At 48.1% G+C, this 19,402-nt stretch carries 16 protein-coding genes and 1 pseudogene; 8 read left to right on the forward strand and 9 right to left on the reverse strand.

All coding sequences use genetic code 11. The annotated features are described in order from the left end of the window. Nucleotides 1-45: 45 nt before the first annotated feature. The 4 genes from R70331_RS13620 to R70331_RS13635 form a co-directional block, all read right to left on the reverse strand. Nucleotides 46-1,332 (reverse strand): hypothetical protein, encoded by a 1,287-nt coding sequence (locus R70331_RS13620; RefSeq protein WP_042176313.1) that lies wholly within the window; start codon nt 1,330-1,332, stop codon nt 46-48. A gap of 156 nt (nt 1,333-1,488) precedes the next feature. Continuing rightward, a complete protein-coding gene (locus R70331_RS13625; protein WP_042176315.1) occupies nt 1,489-2,979 on the reverse strand; it encodes a DHA2 family efflux MFS transporter permease subunit in 1,491 nt (496 codons plus the stop codon). Between the two features lie 40 nt (nt 2,980-3,019). Then, the gene (locus R70331_RS13630; RefSeq protein ID WP_231576467.1) at nt 3,020-3,556 is read right to left on the reverse strand and encodes a SoxR reducing system RseC family protein; all 537 of its coding nucleotides are present in this window, start codon (nt 3,554-3,556) and stop codon (nt 3,020-3,022) included. Nucleotides 3,557-3,774: 218 nt separating this feature from the next. Then, complete coding sequence (locus tag R70331_RS13635; RefSeq protein ID WP_197071430.1) at nt 3,775-5,148, reverse strand: methyl-accepting chemotaxis protein; 1,374 nt, start codon at nt 5,146-5,148, stop codon at nt 3,775-3,777. Between the two features lie 314 nt (nt 5,149-5,462). Here R70331_RS13635 and R70331_RS13640 point away from each other — a divergent pair, with 314 nt between their 5' ends. The 3 genes from R70331_RS13640 (at nt 5,463) to R70331_RS13650 (ending at nt 7,833) form a co-directional block, all read left to right on the forward strand. Next, the gene (locus tag R70331_RS13640) at nt 5,463-6,134 is read left to right on the forward strand and encodes a response regulator transcription factor (RefSeq protein WP_042176322.1); all 672 of its coding nucleotides are present in this window, start codon (nt 5,463-5,465) and stop codon (nt 6,132-6,134) included. Further along, complete coding sequence (locus R70331_RS13645) at nt 6,131-7,207, forward strand: HAMP domain-containing sensor histidine kinase (RefSeq protein ID WP_042176325.1); 1,077 nt, start codon at nt 6,131-6,133, stop codon at nt 7,205-7,207. The genes R70331_RS13640 and R70331_RS13645 overlap by 4 nt, the downstream gene beginning before the upstream one ends. A gap of 74 nt (nt 7,208-7,281) precedes the next feature. Continuing rightward, nucleotides 7,282-7,833 (forward strand): hypothetical protein, encoded by a 552-nt coding sequence (locus R70331_RS13650; protein WP_042176327.1) that lies wholly within the window; start codon nt 7,282-7,284, stop codon nt 7,831-7,833. An 87-nt stretch (nt 7,834-7,920) separates the two neighbouring features. Here the strand turns inward: R70331_RS13650 and R70331_RS13655 are convergent, their stop codons facing one another. Next, nucleotides 7,921-8,481, reverse strand: coding sequence for a hypothetical protein (locus R70331_RS13655; protein WP_231576468.1), 561 nt, complete (start codon nt 8,479-8,481; stop codon nt 7,921-7,923). A 295-nt stretch (nt 8,482-8,776) separates the two neighbouring features. Here R70331_RS13655 and R70331_RS13660 point away from each other — a divergent pair, with 295 nt between their 5' ends. The 4 genes from R70331_RS13660 (at nt 8,777) to R70331_RS13675 (ending at nt 13,672) form a co-directional block, all read left to right on the forward strand. Continuing rightward, nucleotides 8,777-10,396, forward strand: a complete 1,620-nt coding sequence (locus R70331_RS13660; RefSeq protein WP_231576469.1) for a helix-turn-helix domain-containing protein — start codon at nt 8,777-8,779, stop codon at nt 10,394-10,396. 96 nt (nt 10,397-10,492) lie between these two features. Further along, the gene (locus tag R70331_RS13665; RefSeq protein ID WP_042176331.1) at nt 10,493-11,509 is read left to right on the forward strand and encodes an ABC transporter substrate-binding protein; all 1,017 of its coding nucleotides are present in this window, start codon (nt 10,493-10,495) and stop codon (nt 11,507-11,509) included. Beyond that, a complete protein-coding gene (locus tag R70331_RS13670) occupies nt 11,509-12,546 on the forward strand; it encodes an NAD(P)/FAD-dependent oxidoreductase (protein WP_042176333.1) in 1,038 nt (345 codons plus the stop codon). Before R70331_RS13665 ends, R70331_RS13670 begins: the two co-directional genes overlap by 1 nt. 442 nt (nt 12,547-12,988) lie before the next feature. Continuing rightward, the gene (locus R70331_RS13675) at nt 12,989-13,672 is read left to right on the forward strand and encodes a hypothetical protein (RefSeq protein ID WP_042176335.1); all 684 of its coding nucleotides are present in this window, start codon (nt 12,989-12,991) and stop codon (nt 13,670-13,672) included. Between the two features lie 514 nt (nt 13,673-14,186). On the opposite strand, the gene R70331_RS13680 is transcribed toward R70331_RS13675, so the two are convergent. The 3 genes and pseudogenes from R70331_RS13680 to R70331_RS13685 form a co-directional block, all read right to left on the reverse strand. Then, complete coding sequence (locus tag R70331_RS13680; protein ID WP_042176337.1) at nt 14,187-15,101, reverse strand: phosphotransferase; 915 nt, start codon at nt 15,099-15,101, stop codon at nt 14,187-14,189. Between the two features lie 34 nt (nt 15,102-15,135). Further along, nucleotides 15,136-15,252: pseudogene (locus R70331_RS31530) on the reverse strand (IS1595 family transposase); the annotation flags it as partial. Between the two features lie 201 nt (nt 15,253-15,453). Then, nucleotides 15,454-16,374, reverse strand: coding sequence for a sulfurtransferase (locus tag R70331_RS13685; protein WP_042176339.1), 921 nt, complete (start codon nt 16,372-16,374; stop codon nt 15,454-15,456). 227 nt (nt 16,375-16,601) lie between these two features. Between R70331_RS13685 and R70331_RS13690 the strand changes: the two genes are divergently transcribed. Beyond that, on the forward strand, nt 16,602-17,615 hold the full coding sequence (locus R70331_RS13690; protein WP_042176340.1) for a phosphotransferase enzyme family protein: 1,014 nt from the start codon (nt 16,602-16,604) through the stop codon (nt 17,613-17,615). A 365-nt stretch (nt 17,616-17,980) separates the two neighbouring features. Here the strand turns inward: R70331_RS13690 and R70331_RS13695 are convergent, their stop codons facing one another. Further along, nucleotides 17,981-19,351, reverse strand: a complete 1,371-nt coding sequence (locus R70331_RS13695) for a cryptochrome/photolyase family protein (protein WP_042176343.1) — start codon at nt 19,349-19,351, stop codon at nt 17,981-17,983. Between the last annotated feature and the right edge of the window lie 51 nt (nt 19,352-19,402).

Raw genomic sequence — 19,402 nt, forward strand, 5'->3', positions numbered from 1 at the left:
GCACTGCTCCAAACCGGTTTTGCACAAGAATGCAGGCATCAGGCACTATTTCAAAATGTATTTTGTCACAGTATTACTGAACCAGTAGTCTGTAAGATAGAGCTCGCCTTTTCCTGCATAGATATATTGGTGTCCGGCGTTATAGTCGGTCCACAGTGTCGAGAGATGGTATTTAATCTGCAAATTCCCCGGATCAAGCACGTAGAAATCTTCTCTGGCTACATCCCCTTCAAAAGTCTCCGGGTCAATTACTGCCGGACGCTCCTGCCACTGGTACTGCTTCTCTACAGTAATTTCGCCCGAAGGCGTAATAAAAGAAATCCAGCGGGTGTCACCAAGTTCTCCGATTTGCTGCTTGCCGAGCAGCTGGTTGTCTTTGCTGTACAGCCGGTACACTGCATTGTTGCTCTGGACCAGATAGTTATTGCCGGTAATGCCGAGGACACGGTCTTTAGGGTTAAGCGTGTGAACCCAGTTCTTTTTGCCATCCGTACCGAATCCGATTAGTTTGTAGTCAGTCTTGCTGTATAAGGAGACTAATACGGACCCGCCGCTGAAGGATTGTACCCCCACATTGACTTCAGCCAAATCTTTGGGGGCTGTGTATCTGACGAAAGGCGTCTTTAGTGCATCCAGACTCCGGTAGACATTCACGCTGGACTGGCCGGGATTATGCACAATATAGCCGTTCGGGAGCATCTCCAATGTTCCTGTGATTAACGCACCCTTGGTAATTGCCAGCTTTCGGACCTGCTTTCCGTCACTATTGAACTCCTCAAAATAGCGGTTAGAGGTGTTGGTCGAAGCGTTATAGGCGTTGAAATACAGCAGAAGATTTCCGGTATCCAGCATAACCAGTTCGAACGGATTATTAAATTTTTTGGTCCATTTCAGTTTGCCGTTCGCATTGACTGCGGTGAGGAGAACTTCCGATCCGCTGTCATTCCTTTTATAAAAATAGCTGTTGCCATCCTTGCTGTAATAGGGGTCCGAGCCGCTAAACGGTTTGTCATTAGCGATGTCGTAGTAATCATAGACCCAGTTGGCTGTACCTTTGTTGCGGTCTGCGGCCGCATAGGTAAAAGTGGTGGTTTTGGTCTTGGCGGATGAAACCGCCACTTTCTTGCGAAGCTGGAAAAATACACGATCCTTGCTCTGTAAGCTGTAGATAGAATTAAACATGGTGTAGCCCTCGGGCAGCTTGTAGCTCCATTCCGGCTCCGGCAGCTGCTGGGTTTTGTAAGCTGCGGAAGTTTTGCCCGGCGCCAGCAGCTGGGCGGCAAGCAAAATAGCCAGCGCAGCTGCAGATAATTTGAATCGTTTTGTACTCATGCTCCTATACCTCTTTTTCTATGTATTGGACTTTCCTTTCATTCCGTTTCCTATTGTAATAGCTCGGACCCGGAATGAACAAGGAAAGCAATGTCAGAAATAGAGCCGGGAGGAGGCTTGCTATTACGTTCAAGCGCAAGACAGCGTATCTTTTCTTTAGTTTCGGGCGGCTTTAACCTTCATCTTTTGCTGCAGCCCTTCGGATGTTCCCTGTGACGGTTGACCGGTTTGCTTGATAAACAAGGATAATAGTAAGCCAATGATGCTGATGCCAACAATTACGAGGTAGGCGTCATTGATGCCCTGGATAGAAGCTTCGAGCATCATTTGCTCCGGGGTTCCGCCTGCAGCGATCATGTCCTGCATATGAGTCTTAGTGCTGCTGGCCATAACGGTGACAAGCAGAGAAGTACCAACAGCGCCGGCTACCTGCTTAACCGTATTAGAGATAGCTGTGCCATGCGCATTAAGCTTCGCTGGCAGCTGATTTAGACCTGCAGTTTGTATTGGCATAAGAATCATGGCTAATCCAATCCGCCGGCCGGTTGACATGAGAGCCATATACAGGTAGCCAGTAGAGTCTGTCAAGTTAGTAAAGCTAATGGTTGTAGCAATCAGAATCAGTAAACCGATGATAGCCAGCCATTTAGCCCCGTACTTGTCGAAAAGCTTGCCGGTAACCGGCATAAGGATACCCATCACAAGTGAGCCGGGCAGTAACAGAAATCCTGACTCCATTGCCGTGTACCCACGGGCATTCTGCAGATAGAGCGGCAGCAGGATCATATCGGCATACATCACAATAGTTACGGCCATATTTATAACGGTTGTTAAGGAGAACATCTTGTACTGGAACGCCCGGAGATCAAGAAGCGGGCTCTTGGACACCAGCTGCCGCCAAGTGAATAATCCAAGTGAAAGGATACCGACACCGAGAGATATGAGCACTTCGGTACTTAACCAGCCTGCACTGCCTGCCCGGCTGAAGCCATACAATAAAGTCCCGAAGCCAATCGTGGAGATTGTGACACTTAGCAGGTCAAGCCGGGAAGAGGAACGTGCCGATACATTCTTCAGATAGATAAAGCCGCTGATGATGATAAGGGAAACCAAAGGGATCATGCCGTAGAACATGGTCTCCCAGCGGTAATGTTCCAGAATGTATCCGGCCAGGGTAGGTCCGACCGCAGGAGCAAAAATGACTGCTAACCCGACCATGCCCATAGCCGCCCCTCTTTTGTCCGGAGGATAGAGGGTTAGAATTACATTCATGAGCAACGGCATGATAATGCCTGAGCCAACGGCCTGAATCAGTCGTCCCGTTAAGAGCACCGGGAAGCCTGTTGCGATAGCTGAAATGACCGTTCCTGCTAAAAAGATGATCATCGAAGTCTGAAAAAGCTCACGTGTCGTAAATCTTTGCATTAAATAGCCTGTAATCGGAATCAGTACACCGCTAACTAGCATATAGCCCGTTGTTAACCACTGGGCGGTTGAAGCCGTTATACTGAAATCAACCATTAATTCCGGCAGAACCACACTCATAATCGTCTGATTCAGTGTCGCAAGAAAAGCTCCCAAAATCATAATGATAACAATGGGTCCCTTTCTGACGGAACGGATATCTGCTGCTACATCTTTACTCATTATTCTTCATCCTTTCAAAGTGTACAATTGTTTGTCGAGTTTATCTTGCCAGCAGGGTGTTAGCCGTTTGACACAACTCATAGATTTCGTCATATTTCTGATCGATAAGAGGTGCTACCATGCCTGTCTTCTTCTTGCTGATATTAGAGTAGAGGAAGTAGGGGATGATCCAGCCTGCGAAACCCGGGATGGCCAGAAGGATAGAAAGGGCCTGCCGGTCATCCTGGTTAGCGAACACAGAGGCAGCCACAAAAGCAGTTCCAATAACACCGACAACATAGGCAATAGTAGAAGCACGGATGACCTTGGAGTTTTCCAGTGTTTCGATTTCTGCAACGGTGGCGTCAAACTGGCGCTGAAGACGGGTCAGTTCGGCTTTGTTGCGGATCTTGCGGTCCCGCTTGAACTTCATCGTTACGGAGTTCACATTCTGTACGGAGTTCGAAGTGCTGTCCAGTGCCCAGCCGAAATTATGATATCCGTCGATATACACCGACTCCACTTTGCGCTTTACCGTAACGTCTTTGTACTCATAACCCACAAAATCAGCTTTGTTTCCTGTAATCTCATTCATCATTTATGCTCCTTTATCTGATAAAGTTTATTTGGTGAACCGTCTGCTTCACCTGATAGGATCATTGTAGCGGCAAGATATTTAAGAATTGCTTACGCCATGTTTGAGATATATTAATTGAAATATCATTGCGGGGCTGCTCTTTAGTATAAAAAAACAGCCCGAATTCGTTGTTGAATTCGGACTGCTTCTATAATCTGCCGTATCTATATTAGATGGAACTAATCAGCTGAGCCTGTAGTTTGAAGTAACCCTTGCAGCTGGACACTTGAATGGCTAATCCTCTCAATCGAGGTATAGATAATATCAATGCTGTCATCCTGCACTTTATTAGCACTGAGCAGCTCATTTGTAGCTATCAGATTCTTACTGGCAATAGCAGAACTTGTCTCAGATTGCTCACGGATCTGCGAGAACACTTCGCTAACATGATAGATTTTATCGAGCTCAGCTTCGATGTAACGGTCAATAGTTTCAAAAGCAGAGCTGATTTGTTCAAAGCTGCCAATGACTTGCTTCGTAATCACTTCTCCTTTTTTCACAGCTGCGTCCTCATCGGTCGCTTTCTGCAAAACAGCATTTGTTTTCGCTTTGATGTCCTGTACAATATCATTAATATCCTCGACGGTTCCGGCGCTTTGTTCTGCAAGCTTCTTAATCTGCAGCGCGACAACACTAAATCCTGCCCCGGATTCTCCTGCCCTTGCCGCTTCAATTCTTGCATTAAGCGCCAGCAGGTTGGTTTCACCGGCTATTTGGCTTATGGCAGCAAGAAAACCGTTTACCTGCTCTATGCTCTTGTTGAGGGCGCCAACAGTAGAGAAGGATTCCTGCACGGCTAACTTAATAATGCTCATCTGCTCGTCCATTTGACGGAACTGCTCCGCGCTTTGCGCCAGGGTATGGCTGGCGTCCTCAGAGGTTTTTGACAAGGCGGTTGACATCCTATTGATTTCCGTCATCTCAGTATCCGCACGGTTCATCATCCTATTCATTTGGACCAGGCTGTCCGTTTGCTGTGCAACATCCTCTGAAACCTCATTCATTTTGGCGGACATCGTGCTGCTGATGTTTCGGAGTACATGAATATCCTTGTTGCAATGATCAATATTTCTATGGAGCTGAACCGTATTTTCACCAATTACACGAACCATATTTTGGGCTTCCGCCGCATTGCTCTGAGCTTCCGCCTCATTATAATTAGAGAGCTCTATTAAATCTGCACTCCGCTTGCATACAAAATACAGGACCATAACAAGAAGCACCAAAAACCCCATGTTTATAAAGTAGTAATTGAAATCTCTGCTATTCTGGTCTACAAAGTGCATTACCGTAAAGGTAATGGTGTATAAGCCGCCAAAGCTGAATAGCAGGGCTTTATTCAAATATAAAGAAACCAGGCACAGAACGGTTGCAATAATCATACCTGTATAAGCCCCGCCCACATAGTTAACAGTACAAGTAAGAATCGCCATAAATAAAACAGCCATCGTTAATGTATGCTTTTTTGTTTTCAGGATTAACATAGTAGCCGTACATAGCTCAATTAAGAGCGAACCCACAATGGCGCCGGGTACATTGTCCGTATAATACAAGAAGGCTGCCCCGATCAGGATGACCCATAATATAACGGTTAAAATCTTATTTACCTTGGCCCTGTTTGTAACTATAAAATGACTCTCCATATCCATTCCTCCAGCGGTTCAACTGTTTATTTTCTTGTGATGTGAGTGATTGTATTACCGGAATGTTTATGTTGTGCTTGTGAAATGTTTCTATTGTATTAATCCTGGGCTCTATCACGAAATCAATGTCATTTAATTAACAATTTATAAACAAAACGCAAACAAACTATAAATGCGAAGACAGTAATATAGGACAAGATGAGGAAATAGGGGAGGATAAGAGTATGATTCATATTTTGGTGGTTGAGGATGATATTAAGCTGAATCAGATCGTCTGCACCTATTTAAACGATAGCGGCTACAAGGCCAAGGGATGTCTGAATCCGCGCGAGGCTTACGATTTAATGTATAACCATTTGTACGATATGATTATTTCAGATATTATGATGCCGGAAATCGACGGATTTGAGTTTGCAGATAACGTTCGCCAATTGAACAAAACCATTCCCATTCTTTTTATGACAGCCAAGGATGACATCATTTCTAAGCAAAAGGGCTTTAAGATCGGTATTGATGATTATATGGTTAAGCCAATTAACCTGGATGAGCTGATTATGCGGGTGGGGGCTTTGCTGCGCCGGGCTAACATTATGGAGGAACGTAAGATGACCGTCGGTAACCTTAAGCTGGATGCAGATGCAATGACCGCGTCAATCGACGATGAAGAGGTTCCCTTCACCCTGAGAGAGTTCAATATTCTGTATAAGCTGCTCTCTTACCCCAAAAAAACCTTTACACGCGCACAGCTCATGGATGAGTTTTGGGGTGTGGAATCAGAGACCAGCCTGCGGGCTGTAGATGTCTATGTAACAAAGCTGCGGGATAAGCTGTCTTCCTGTACCGGCTTTCAAATCGTGACTGTGCGCGGATTGGGGTATAAGGCGGTGCTGCTGTGAGCGTAAAGGACCCTAGAGTTAAAGCGCCAATATTTCCCCTTTACAGCTTTGTCCTTTCTTTTTTGGTGCTCGGAGCACTCACTACAGGCCAGATGCTGATTCTACAGAACTATCTTGATTTTCAAAATGTATCCCGGGGTTATGTCGTTTCTGTTCTAATATACTGGGTATTGGTCGCTGCCGCGTTCACCCTGTTAACCCGATACCAGTTCATCCGGCGCTACCACAAACCAATGGAAGAGTTTGCAGCGGCCACCAGAAAAGTGGCAAGAGGTGATTTCTCGGTCTACGTTTCTCCAAGGCATCTTAAAGACAAAATGGATTATCTGGATGCCATATGCATCGACTTCAATGTAATGGTAGAGGAGCTAGGCAGTATCGAAACACTGAAAACTGATTTTTTCTCCAATGTATCCCACGAGATTAAAACTCCTCTATCGGTTATTCAAAATTATGCGCAGGCGCTAAAAAATGAAAAGCTGACTCCCGAGCAAAGAGCAGGCTACATTGATACCATCCTTGACTCTTCCTCCAGGCTAAGCGGACTTATTACCAATATTCTTAAGCTGAATAAGCTGGAAAAACAAAATTTGCCGCAGATTTCGGAATCCTATGATCTGTGTGCACAGCTATGCGAATGCGCTCTGGGGTTTGAGGAGCTGTGGATGAGCAAGAACATTGAATTTATCGCAGATATCGAGGACCGTGCCGTGATAGAGGCTGATGCCAGCCTTGTAGAGCTTATATGGAACAATCTTCTATCCAATGCCATCAAGTTTACTGAGCCTGGCGGCACCGTAATTCTCCAGCAGAGCTCAACAGATACAGAGGTGATTGTCTCTATAACCGATACCGGCTGCGGGATGAGCGAGGAAACCATGAAGTACATTTTCGATAAATTTTATCAGGGCGATACCTCCCACTCCACAGAAGGAAACGGATTAGGGCTCGCTCTTGTTCTCCGTATTTTACAGCTGATAGGCGGAAGTATCACCGTTGCAAGCATACCCTCGGACAAGACTTCCTTCACCGTCCGTCTTCCTGTCCGTCCCGCAGCTGCAGCTGAGTATTAATGCAATGTGAACATATCTTAAGCAATCCTGCAATATTCGCTTGTTATTCTTAGGCTAGTAAAGGAGTTGATCTTATGAATGAAATCACAAGAAGCGGAAGCAGCTATGTCGGCTATGATTATAAAGAAGTATTAATAGACCCGGAAAGAACCTCTATGTATGTTGACGGCTATGTGAATTTCGGATGGGTTCTGGAGGAAAAAATCCAGCCTGCAAGCTATACAGGTAAAGGCCCTATGGGCAAAGTGAAGCTTAAACTCAAGCGGGACCGCAAAATTTTGAACAAAACGGAACTGACCCGTCTGGAGCGTCATTTTGAAGCCTGCATGAGAGAATTAGAAAGGATTAATAATGCTAAAACCTCCTTCGCTATGATGTGGGCGCTGATTATTGGGATGATTGGTACGGCTTTTATGGCAGGCTCTGTATTTGCAGTTACGCATAATCCGCCGAGAATTCTTCTATGCATCGTGCTGGCAATACCGGCATTTACGGGCTGGATTGTGCCGCCGGTTATCTTTAAAAGGCTGGTGCATAAAAGAGCAAAAAAGACCGAGCCGCTAATGGAGCAGAAGTACGATGAGCTTTATGAAATCTGTGAAAAAGGGAATAAATTGCTGATCTAGTGACACTAAGAAAAGGCTGGAACGGGTGGAGCCCCGAATCCGGCCTTTTTTATTTTAATTGCATCAGTCTGCTGGAAGCTTTCATATTCATTCTGTGGCTGCCTGTTTTTTATGGACCATATATACACCTAAGATAATGAATAAAAGACTACAGCCCATCCCGAGTAAAGCGCTGCTCTCTAAGGCGCCTGGGGATTGCTGCATGGTCAGGAGTGTATACTGGGTTACTACAATCGACACCAATGCGTCGGTAAAACTGAATATTTTCAGCGTGGATACAATGGGGCCTTTACGCTCCCGGTTGCCCAGTATCCCATACAGGGCCAGTCCCAGCTTGGTGAAAGAGATAGTGGCGACAAGAAGAACAAGGGTTCCTTCAATGATTACAGCGTCGCCTAACAGATACATGCGCACAGAAATAAGCAGATAAGAGAGACCCAGCAGACAAAGGAAGAAGCCGCTGCGTCTGAACACAGTATGTTCCATCCGGGTTCTTTCGGCGGGCTGCTCTATTTGTCGGGCTGCAGCATATTTGTGAAGCGCCTGGCCTCTTGCTGCGCTGAGAAGCAGATAATAGATAGCATTGGTCATAAACCAGCCTGACAGAAGATACACACCAAGGATCAGCTTACCTGCGCCAATCAGCACATTGATTAGAAGTGAACCGGTGTTGACCAGTGCAGCCCGGTCCTGATAATCACTGCGGTAAAGCTTCAGTAACTCCTTAATGAATATCCATCCTTTCGGCCAGCCAGCGATTTGTTTTTCGGCGTATTATGATGAAGCTATCCTATCAGCGAAATGTTAAAGAGATGCTTCTGAATGGTTAAAGAATTATTAATTCGGCAGCTGCACACAGGCAGATAATCTATAATGGAGTCCTTTGACGCTCACAGTAACAGCAGGTAGACTGGTAGAATGACATCGCAGAAAGGGTGACAGCATGGCAAGTAAAGAATGGGTAGCGGAATGGATTTCAACGAAGCCGTTAACGAGGCGATGGATGGTTGCCGGGGAGGTTCATCACTTTCAGAATCCGGCTTTGTTATTTATTACGGATGGACAATCTGCCTGGGACATTAACGGTCAGAAGGTTCAGATCTCCTGCGGCCAGCTGATCGCTGTGGAGACAGGTACGGTCATTAAGCTTACTGAAGGCGGGACACCGGACTTATCGGGCTGGGAGCTTCAGTTCAATTTATATACGTTGTTTAGCGGAGAGGAAAGAAAAGAAGTGGACTGGAAAGTTCCCGCCGGCAATTCCTTTCAGCAGGTACAGTTATCGGGGCTGACCTTGGCAGGCCTGGGACATTATTTCAGAGAAGAGAATGCGCAGGATCTGATTCAGATCCGGATTAGTAATCAATCGCTTCTATACGAATTGCTGAAACATATTTACCGGAAGCAGCCGCGTGTCGTGCAGACCATCGAGGAAGGATTGCAGCGGTCAGTTTCTTTTATGCATGAATACTATGGAGAAGTGATTACCCGCAATCAGCTGGCGCAGATTACCGGAGTCAGCCCATGGCATTATTCAAGAAAATTTAGTGAGCGGTATGGAGTATCGCCTCTGAGTTATCTGTCACAATACCGGGTGTTCCGGGCGCAGGAGCAGCTATTGCTGACTGAATACACCTCCCAGGAAATTTCCAGACAAGCAGGCTTTGAGGATGCCCATTATTTCAGCCGCCGCTTCAAGCAGCTCACAGGCGTATCGCCGCGGAATTATGTACAGTCACTGGGCCAGCGCAAAATCATGGTATTATCACCCCTTATCGCAGAAACGATGATCATGCTGGACATAATCCCCCATAGTGTGGCAGTGTCTCCCATTCTTCTGGCAGACCATCAACACAAGCTATTTGCAAGCCATCATATAGAGATTATAGAAACAGCCCAATTCGATCTGGATGTTGAACGGATTGCCGTTGTACAGCCTGAGTTGATTATAGGACCTTATATTTCGGAGGAGAAGAAGCAGAAGCTGCGTAACGTTGCCCCAGTCATTGGTGATCTGCAGCTGGACCTGGAGGAGCTTCTTCTGTCTTTAGGAGCGTTGTTGGAGAAAGATGCGGAAGTGCGGAGTATTCTAATGCATCTGGAGAACAAGCGGGCAGAGGCAAGGAATCAGCTGGAAAGCATAATACGGAGCGGGGCAACGGTGATGGTGCTAAGAATTGAACCCTTCGGCTACCGCTATTTGGGCGGCCGCTCTACCAAGTTATCCAGATTACTGTACGGACAACTTCAGCTGACTCTGCCTGAGCCGTTAAAGTCTGGTGAAGGCTGGTTTAATCCCTGCTCTGTCGAGCTTCTGGAGCTGGCGAATCCCGATTATTTGTTTGTTGAGCCGCGTGTAATGGAGCATTTTGATGCCGGAGAACGCTGGAGAGAACTAATGGAGAGCCGGCAGTGGGGGCGCCTGAAGGCCGTTCAAAACAATAAGGTGTTCAGTGTTGACACTCGTCTTTGGGTGGACGGATTCGGCGGCGCAGGTTTTCCCCTGATACTGAATCAGATTACCAGCTGTATAAGTGATCATGAAGAATACTGCGCACAATAATCCAAGTAAATACGCACAATTCACTATGGAAAGGCTGCCCCTTATTTGATAACCTTTGATAATGATTATCATTAACAATACAAGGGGCGAAATAACATGTCTAAAATACGTTTTAAAATGTCCGGATTTCTGCTGCTGGCGCTAATGCTGGTGCTTGGGGCCTGCTCGAATGCTTCAAATACAGCAGATATGTCAAATACTTCAAATACATCTGCTGAAGTGAAGGAAACCGGGAATAACGCTGCTGGTGCTAATACTGCTAAGATAATAAAAGATATCTTTGGCGAAGTAGAAATCCCTGCCGAGCCCCAAAACCTGCTTGTAACAAATTCAAGCTATGCAGAGTATCTGATCGAGATCGGAATTGTGCCGCAAATGGTGCTTTTAACTGCAGAGATAGAACCGGATTACCGTAAGCCTTATTTTGAGCAGCATGGGGTTAAGATGATTGAAACCGTACAGTATCAGTATAATTATGAGCAGCTGCTGGCACTTTCACCGGATCTGATTATATCCCAGGGGACAGGAATGGAGCAGACCGTGTATGACGATTTGAACAAAGTAGCTCCAACAGTAGCGTTGGATACCACCGGCGATATGGAGGATGCGATACCGAAATTTGGAGAGCTATTCGGTAAAACAGCTGAAGCTACACAGGTGCTTGAGGTCTTCAACGGCAAGGTCGATCAGGCTAGAACTGAAATTGCCCAGGCCATTGGTGATAAGACGGTGCTGGTCCTGCGTGTAGAGAGTGACAGATACCGCTATATGGGGGCACAGGCAGCGAACAGCAGCAGCAGATTCTTTTATGAGAAGCTCGGATTACATATTCCTGAGATCTTTAAGGATTCCAAGGACTGGTTTACGCCGTTCTCATTAGAAATTCTGCCGGAGATTAAGCCGGATTACATTTTTCTGGAGCAACGGATGCTGCAGGGGTCAGATGCTTCACAATCGATGAAGGACCTGGAAGCCAATCCGTTATGGAAAAGCATGGAGGCGGTTAAAAACGGACAGGTCTTCCCGCTGAAAACCAGTGATTTTGTTCAGGGATCGGGTCCGGTCGGATCTGCCCTGCTGATTGATTACATCGTTGAAAAGCTGGTGCCCTGATGAACCCTGAGCAGCAGGATATATACGACGTAACGATTGTGGGGGGCGGGCCTGCGGGGATGTATGCAGCTTTTTATAGCGGGCTGCGGGCTATGCGTACCAAGCTTGTTGAGGCTAAAATGGAACTGGGCGGATTCATGCGTACCTATCCGGAAAAGCTGATCTGGGATGTCGGCGGAATTGAGCCAGTGCGCTGTGAGAAATTGATAGAATCCCTGGAACGGCAAGCACGTACATTCGATCCGGCCCTTGTATTCGGACAGGAAATTGCAGATATGGAACGCCGCGAGGATAATATCCTTGTATTGACCTCCAAGACAGGGGAGCTTCATTACACCCGTACGGTACTGCTGTGTGCCGGAAGAGGGATGACGCACATTCAGAAACTGGATATACAAGGGGCCAGCCGTTATGAATTAACGAACCTGCATTATACAATAACGGATTATTCCCGGTTTAGGGATAAGCATGTGCTGATCTCCGGCGGGGGGAATGCTGCCGTTGACTGGGCCAATGAATTAGCTGATGTGGCCAGGCAGGTCACGGTGGTTCACAGACGTCATGAATTTGGCGGACATGAGCAGCCGGTAGAACAGATGAAGGCTGTCTGTAAAGTGATGACTCCTTATAGTCTTACCAGGTTATACGGGGCCGGTGAACGAATCGAACACGTCGGGCTTGTTCATACCGGAACAGGGGAAGCCCTGCAAGTCGATATGGATGAAGTCGTGGTAAGTCATGGCTATGACCGTGATTTCGGTAACCTTACAAGCTGGGAACTTCACGCCGGTGAGTACGGGGTAACGGTTGATGCGCAGATGCGGACGAGTGAGCCGGGGGTTTTTGGAGCAGGTGATTTCATCACCTATGACAGTAAGGTTCGTCTGATCGCAGGGGCCTTTAATGATGCCGTACTGGCTGTCAACAGCGCGAAAAAGTATCTTGATCCGGGAGCGGCAAAAATGGCGGGTGTATCCTCCCACAATCCCCGGTTCTTGGAGAAAAATAAAAGGATAAACCAGCGCAGCAAGAGCTAAGATAATAAAATCTGTTGTAATAAACATACAATGGACTGAAACGGGCGTGTTGCTTAAATCCCGGCTCAGTCCATTATGCTGTTTATTAAAGCGGTTGTGATTCTTACTCAGCGCCTGTTACCACAGAGTTCCCCTCATAGCTGATCCAGTAGCTCCAGCTTGCATCGCTGTTTGAAACTGATATCGCTTGCTCAGCCTCCGTATTTTGAAAGAACGTATACTGCATCCGGGCAGTGACGCCAAGTGCCGGTGGACATAATATTAGCTTGTGCCGGCAAGCCATAGTATGTAGATTTATGTGTTGAACTAGCTGAATAATAGTAGCACACTAAGTATAGATACCAGCAAACGCGGCAAAGCATGCCCCGTCTCCTAATCCATTTGGAAGGAGGCGGGGCTTTGTGCATTCAGAAACTGATTTTGTTGAAAGTGAGGGATGGGAATGGGCTTTACGAGAGAGCATGATCAATGGTTGTCCAATCATTTGAAGCAAAGAAGGGGGGAGCGGCTTGATGCCCTAAAGCGGGGGCACGGGTACGGTAACCGCTTGTTTGTTGAACAGGTGTGGTGGCCGCTTGCCGGACATTTTCAGGGACTACACCCGGAATATGAAGTGAAGGACTGGCGCGGCAGATCCTATTTTATCGATATCTTATGGGAGGTCGGATCGACGCGGATTGCATTTGAGGTTATGGATTTTGGCTCGCACGGCAAGGAGCGCAGCAAATACCGGATGGACCTGAACCGCGGGCTTTTTCTGCAGTCACAGGACTGTACGGTGCTCTATATCTCGTTAGATGAGCTGAAGGAAAATCCTTCGTTCATCCAATCCGCGCTGCGGAACATTCTGTATCCTTATTTATCGGCGGGAAAGTCTGCAAATGCACGGGCTGAGCGTTCCTATTCAAAAATCGAACGTAATTTGATGCGGTCGGCCATCCGTCACCATCGCGTTCTTCGTCCGGTTGATGCCGCAAGAGAGCTGGAGCTGCATACAATGACGGTCATAAAATATTGCCGCATACTGGTGGAAAAGGGGAAATTCCGTCCTGTGGCAAGAGGGGCATCCCAGCGGATTATTTGCTATGAGTATATAGGTACACTCCAAAGTCCAGATTTGGTCTGAGGATTAATGCGCCCGCGAATATGTGCGAAAAAGCGAATACAATGAGCTGCTGTGGGGGGCAAATAAGGCGAATGTATGCGGAAAAGCGAACACATGGGTGCTTGTGTGAGGGGAATGAGCCGAATGTATGTGAAAAAGCGAATACATTGTGCTGGAGTGGGGGGAAACGAGGCGAATGTATGCGGAAAATCGAATACATGGCACTGGTGTGAGGGAAAACGAGCCGAATGTGTATGAAAAAGCGAATACAATGTGTGTTTGCGGAGGTGAACAGCTCCTTTAATTGTTGGCTATGTTAGATTCTATGTTGATATTTGAGCATAAGAAAACCGCCTTAGTTGATAAGGCGGTTTATTGCTTTCGTGTCCCGTTAGCGCAACGACTTACTCTGTTGAATTTCGTGTTCCCCAACATAAAGCGGCATCAGAGAAGGCGGATCGTACCTTATCGCGGACTATAAACGACAAAATGATGCCGATAGCCATAGCCCCATAGCCGAAATGAAATAATGAGCCTAATCCGACAGTGCACGCATGATGTTGGATTTCGCCTCTGACGCAATCGCTTCATTCCGGTCATCGACCGCTTGCATTAAGATCAGCATGGGGATGTATACCGCGATCAGCCGCGCCAGCAGCTTCGTTTCCTCGTCCGCTCCTCCGTACGTTTCGAAAAACAAGCCGCGAGCATAAGGTGGTAAGAAGCTATAAGCAACGCTCAAATCGCAAGCAGGATGGCCTACGTTCAGATCGCCCCAATCAATGATGCCGGAAACGATCCCGTTCTCATTCACAAGCATATTTTTGAAATGAAGATCGCCATGCAGCAGTGCATTCACCGCCTCGACACGGTCCTTTTGCAGCGTGCTAATATACGCTTCGATCACACCGGACTCCTCCGGCGACAAGTGTTCAACCACCTTCGTTAGAAAGCCCTCCATTTTCACTTTGCGCGATGTTATGTCCGTCAAGTTTCGATGATCTTGCTGAACTCCGCACTTCAGCGCCGCCTGCACCGGAAACTCATGCAATCTCCGCAAAAATTTCGCCAGCGTCTCTGCTGATAAAGCCCGGCGTTCTTCCGTCAAACCGATTGGGAAATCTCCTGGCACGTGGGCATAGCCAAGAAATGGTGCCGGGTATTCATCACTTGCTTCGCCATAAAACAACGGTTTCGGATAAGGGATGGTCATATATGCCTCCAGCTTCGGCAGCAGCTTCCCTTCCATACGAATAGAGCCAACTGCAATCGTTCTTCTTGGAAACCGGAACACGTACTCGTCACCGATCAGAAAAACCGTATTGTCCCAGCCCCAGCCCATTCGCTTCACTTGCTTCGATGACAGCTGAGGGAATTGTCTGCCGATCAGCATCCGCGCCTCCTCTTCGTTAACCTCCCACTCCGCATCCCATACATTTGTTCCTCCCATGAAATGTCTGCCTCCTCGTTCCTTACGTTATTTAGATGTTATCTTTATGCTTCTGCTCTTGAATTTCATCATTCGCTCGAACTGGAAGGGCCACTCTCTTGGCTCGGGACTGCAAAAAGTAGATAAGTTCTCGCTTACCATTATCGTCCAGCGTATCAGCAAGCTATTTCAGTTCCTTTAATCTATGGGCAGATCATCTCCAAACAGTTATATTGCCCTTATTATAGAACGATGGTTCTTAATTATCGTATATCAACAACAAAGTTTAACATAGCCTAATTGTTAGAAAGTAACATTAGCCCGCGCTAGACGCGGGCTAATCATATAACTAATCATATAACTAATCATCTAGCTATTCTCTCGTAGCCACCGGATTCTCCTCATAGCTAATCCAGTCACTCCAGCTCCCTGCATACAGCCGCACATTCTTGTACCCAGCCTTTTCCAGCGCCAGCACATTCGGGCAGGCGGTTACACCGGAGCCGCAGTAGACGATGACCTCGCGGTCTTTATCGAGTCCGGCAAAATGCTCCTCAAGCTGCTCCACGCTCTTGTAGCTGCCGTCTGCATTCTGCGTGTTCTTCCAGAAGTAGTTAAGCGCGCCGGGGATATGGCCAGCTTTCTTGTCCAAGGTCTCGTTCTTTCCCTGGTAGCGGTCACCAGCCCGGGAGTCGATCAGAATAGGGCCGGCTGAGGAGATAGCGGAAACTTCGCTTTCAGTACAAGCATTAGTCTCAGCCTCAGTATCCGCGCCATCACCAGCAGCGGCACCAACCAGCTTTTCCGATACCGCCCGAACCTTATCCACACCAGCCAGCATCAGCGGCTGTATATTTGCAATGAAGGTGCTCGGCACCCGCACAGGCTGGTGATCGGTCACCGGATATTTAGCCTCTTTCCATGTACTGAAGCTGTCCTCCAGAATAAAGACCTGCTCATGCCCCAGGTAACGGAGCAGCCACCAGAGACGGGCCGCGTTCATACCGCTCTCGTCATCATAGGCAACAATGCGTGTATCATTGCTGATGCCCAGCTTGGAGAGACGGGCTGCAAGCACCTGCGGGTCGGGCAGCGGATGGCGTCCGCCGTGCTCTGTGACCGGGCCGGACAGGTCCAGCTCCAGGTCGAGATAGACCGCTCCCGGAATATGCTCTTGCTCATAGCTTTCCCGGCCGGCCTGGGGCTTGCCTAGTGTGAACCGGCAATCCACAATCGTCTGCTCCGGGTCATACAATCTGGCCAGCAGCCAGCGTTTGGATACAGTTGCTTCCATTCATGATCCCATCCTTTGCATGATTCAATATGAAACTTATTATAGCGGAAAAACCGGGAATCCGCAGGTGTTCTGCAGTGAACGCTGCACATTGGGTAATTTGACAGAGCCGTGTGCTGATTTTACAATTGCTGATGAACGGTTGATTATTCACACTGTTTTGACGAAAGTAACCTGTGTAATTATCACCATACATATTTGAACATCTAGGAAAGGGGGGTATGCCTATGGAAACTATTGTAAGTAAGATCTGGCCGAAATGGGACGGAACCCTGGAGAAACGCAGCGGAGGCTGGAATAACACGACCTATATTGTGAGCGGAAACGGCCGGAAGGGCGTATTGCGCATTTATGATACACACCGTGACAGGGGTAAAATCGAATTTGAGCATGCTGTTCTGCTGGAGCTGCGTAAGCTGTCATTACCGTTTGGCACACCGCTGCCGGTTCAGGCGGTGGACGGAGCTACACTGGTACAGCTTGAGGAGCGCGGCGGCAAATTTGCCTGTCTGTTCCGTTATATGGAGGGGGATTCGCCAACTGAGCAAGATACCGGTTACTATGAATCCTTCGGTATGGCGGCTGGACAGCTCTCAGCCGTATTGGCCGGAATTGATCCAGTGCTTAAGCCGGTTTACCGTCCCTACTATGAGCTGTGTCAGGCCTATCCGCTTTGTACCGAAGAGACGGTCCGGGAGCTATGCCATAACCCGCCCGAGGCGCTGGGAGATCTGAAAGCAGAGCTTAACAGCCTGTATCAGGCTTATGTAAATATCGCAGATTCGCTAAAAGAACTGGAAACGCTGCCGCATCAGCTGGTCCACGGCGATCTCAATGCCTCTAATCTGCTGGTGGATACGGAGGATCACAGCAGGGTAGCCGCGCTGCTTGATTTTGAATTTTGTACATATGATCTGCGCGCAATGGACGCTGCGGTAATCCTGTCGGGTCTGCTGGGCCTTCAAGAAGAGCAGCGGATCGTCCGTGAATTCTGCCTGGGGTTCAGCCGCAGCGTGACGTTGACTGAAGACGAGCTGACAGCAATTCCGACTCTGATGCTGCTGCGCAAGGTGGATGTATTTCTGCATTTTGCCTCACGTTATCTGGAAGGAACGGACGGGGCAGAAGTGTTGCAGGAGCAGACGAGAATGCTGGCTGCTGATCTGATTCAGCTGTCGGCGGGCACAGCGGATATTCTGGATATTTTGCGGGAGGAGCAGAATAAGGTTGGACGTGGATAGTAAGCTAGGTGGATAACTGTATTCTGTGCAACTAAAAGCAGGATAAACGAACTCCAGTCGCAAATAGCTGCACTCGGTACAGCTAAAACTGCCTCAAATCGCTAAATCCGGATTTTAACAGACTTTTAAGTGTACAGAGTGCAGCTAAAGGCGTAATCCACCATAAATCCGGAGTTTTAGTTGTATCAAGTACACTTATACCCAATATTCATCCTTCACATCAAAACAGCTGCAGCATCAATCCCTGAAAAAGCTTCTTCAGGCGCTTTGATGCTGCAGCTGTTCACATTTCTGCTTCTTTAAGTCGCCGCACGCTCACCGTCTAAGTCTCATCGCTGCCACAATTTTTTCAACTGCTCAACTGCTCAACCGCTGTTCACAGCCTGCTTGCTTCTTAATATCTCCTTATAGACATCAATCGCAAGCGCCCGTGAGCGCTTCAAATCGACGATAGCCTCCGGGCGTGGCAGGTGAATCTCCTTGTCGGACAGCTTGGACAGCTCTGGCATCCAGGTGCGGATGTAGGTGCCGTCCGGATCATGAGTCTGCGACTGCGTGACCGGATTCATTACCCTGAAATAAGGGGAGGCATCATATCCGAGCGAGGAGCTCCACAGCCAGCCTCCGCGGTTCAGCACGTTATCGTAATCCGTAAGCTTCAGCCGGAAGTAGCGTTCCCCGTAGATAAACGGGCAGCCCAGGTTTTTGGTCAGGAACATGGCGGTAATCATCCGCAGCCGGTTCGGCATCCAGCCGGTCTCATTCAGCTGGCGCATAGCGGCGTCGATGATGGGGATGCCGGTAGCGCCGCTGGACCACGCTGCAAAGTGGTCTGTGCTGAGCAGCGACAGGTCATAGGCCTTTTCATAGCTGAAAAAATCGGGGTTCAGCCGGGCCTGATACAGATAGAAATCCCTCCAGGCCAGCTGCCTCAGCCAATCCTCACTGCTCCTGCCGTCCTCCGTCAGCCGGCTATAGATGGTCCGTACCGATACAGCTCCGGTATTCAGGTGCCTGCTTACCATGCTTGTCCCCTGCAGGGCGTATTGGTCACGTGTCCGTATATACTGCAGCAGCCCATCCTCAAAAAAATCATCCAGTATGCGGTCAGGGCTTATACTGCGGGCTGATAGGGCCAGCAAATCAAGCTGCCGGACAATCTCCACAGGCAAACTGAATTCCCGGGCCGTCTCCTCGTCTATCGCGGCTGTATCCAGCTGCTGCAAGGATGCTGCGTAAGGAGGGCGGAAACGTTCTGCCAGAAAGCTGCGCCAGCGGCGGTAAAACGGTGTGAATACCTTATACGGTTCGCTCCGGCCGCTCCATTCCATGAAATCATTCAGGTCACAGAGCATGCTGTCCTGACAGGAGAGCAGCCGTATGCCAAGACGTTCTGCAGTCCTGCTTAGCTGAGCGTCTCTTTTTAGCGCATAGGGGGTGTAGTCGGTATGTGTCAGCACGAGATCTACCGGATGAACCTGCGCCAGCTTGGCAACTATAGCATCAGGCTGGCCATACAGGATATGCAGCAGCTTGCCGTACCGCGCATATTCTTCTTTTAATCTGGCTACATGAGTAAGGAAGTTGATTCCGCTGTGTTCAAGCTGCCGTCCGTTACGCAGCAAAAAAGGCTCAAGGATCAGCACATGCAGTGAACGTTCCCCGGCAGCCTGGATAAGATCAAAGGCCGGGAGATCATGGGTCCGCAGATCCTTACGGTGAATGAATAGAATCATAGAGTCGGGTTCCTTTCCTGTGAAAAAAGAGATGAACAAGGTTTATTATCT

The organism is Paenibacillus sp. FSL R7-0331, from assembly GCF_000758645.1.
Lineage (GTDB): Bacteria > Bacillota > Bacilli > Paenibacillales > Paenibacillaceae > Paenibacillus_AQ > Paenibacillus_AQ camerounensis.

Coding starts and splice junctions, on each gene's coding strand:
- R70331_RS13620 (WP_042176313.1), bottom strand. CDS start 1,332: ATGAGTACAAAACGATTCAAATTATCTGCAGCTGCGCTGGCTATTTTG.
- R70331_RS13625 (WP_042176315.1), bottom strand. CDS start 2,979: ATGAGTAAAGATGTAGCAGCAGATATCCGTTCCGTCAGAAAGGGACCC.
- R70331_RS13630 (WP_231576467.1), bottom strand. CDS start 3,556: ATGATGAATGAGATTACAGGAAACAAAGCTGATTTTGTGGGTTATGAG.
- R70331_RS13640 (WP_042176322.1), top strand. CDS start 5,463: ATGATTCATATTTTGGTGGTTGAGGATGATATTAAGCTGAATCAGATC.
- R70331_RS13650 (WP_042176327.1), top strand. CDS start 7,282: ATGAATGAAATCACAAGAAGCGGAAGCAGCTATGTCGGCTATGATTAT.
- R70331_RS13660 (WP_231576469.1), top strand. CDS start 8,777: ATGGCAAGTAAAGAATGGGTAGCGGAATGGATTTCAACGAAGCCGTTA.
- R70331_RS13665 (WP_042176331.1), top strand. CDS start 10,493: ATGTCTAAAATACGTTTTAAAATGTCCGGATTTCTGCTGCTGGCGCTA.
- R70331_RS13670 (WP_042176333.1), top strand. CDS start 11,509: ATGAACCCTGAGCAGCAGGATATATACGACGTAACGATTGTGGGGGGC.
- R70331_RS13675 (WP_042176335.1), top strand. CDS start 12,989: ATGGGCTTTACGAGAGAGCATGATCAATGGTTGTCCAATCATTTGAAG.
- R70331_RS13680 (WP_042176337.1), bottom strand. CDS start 15,101: ATGGGAGGAACAAATGTATGGGATGCGGAGTGGGAGGTTAACGAAGAG.
- R70331_RS13685 (WP_042176339.1), bottom strand. CDS start 16,374: ATGGAAGCAACTGTATCCAAACGCTGGCTGCTGGCCAGATTGTATGAC.
- R70331_RS13690 (WP_042176340.1), top strand. CDS start 16,602: ATGGAAACTATTGTAAGTAAGATCTGGCCGAAATGGGACGGAACCCTG.
- R70331_RS13695 (WP_042176343.1), bottom strand. CDS start 19,351: ATGATTCTATTCATTCACCGTAAGGATCTGCGGACCCATGATCTCCCG.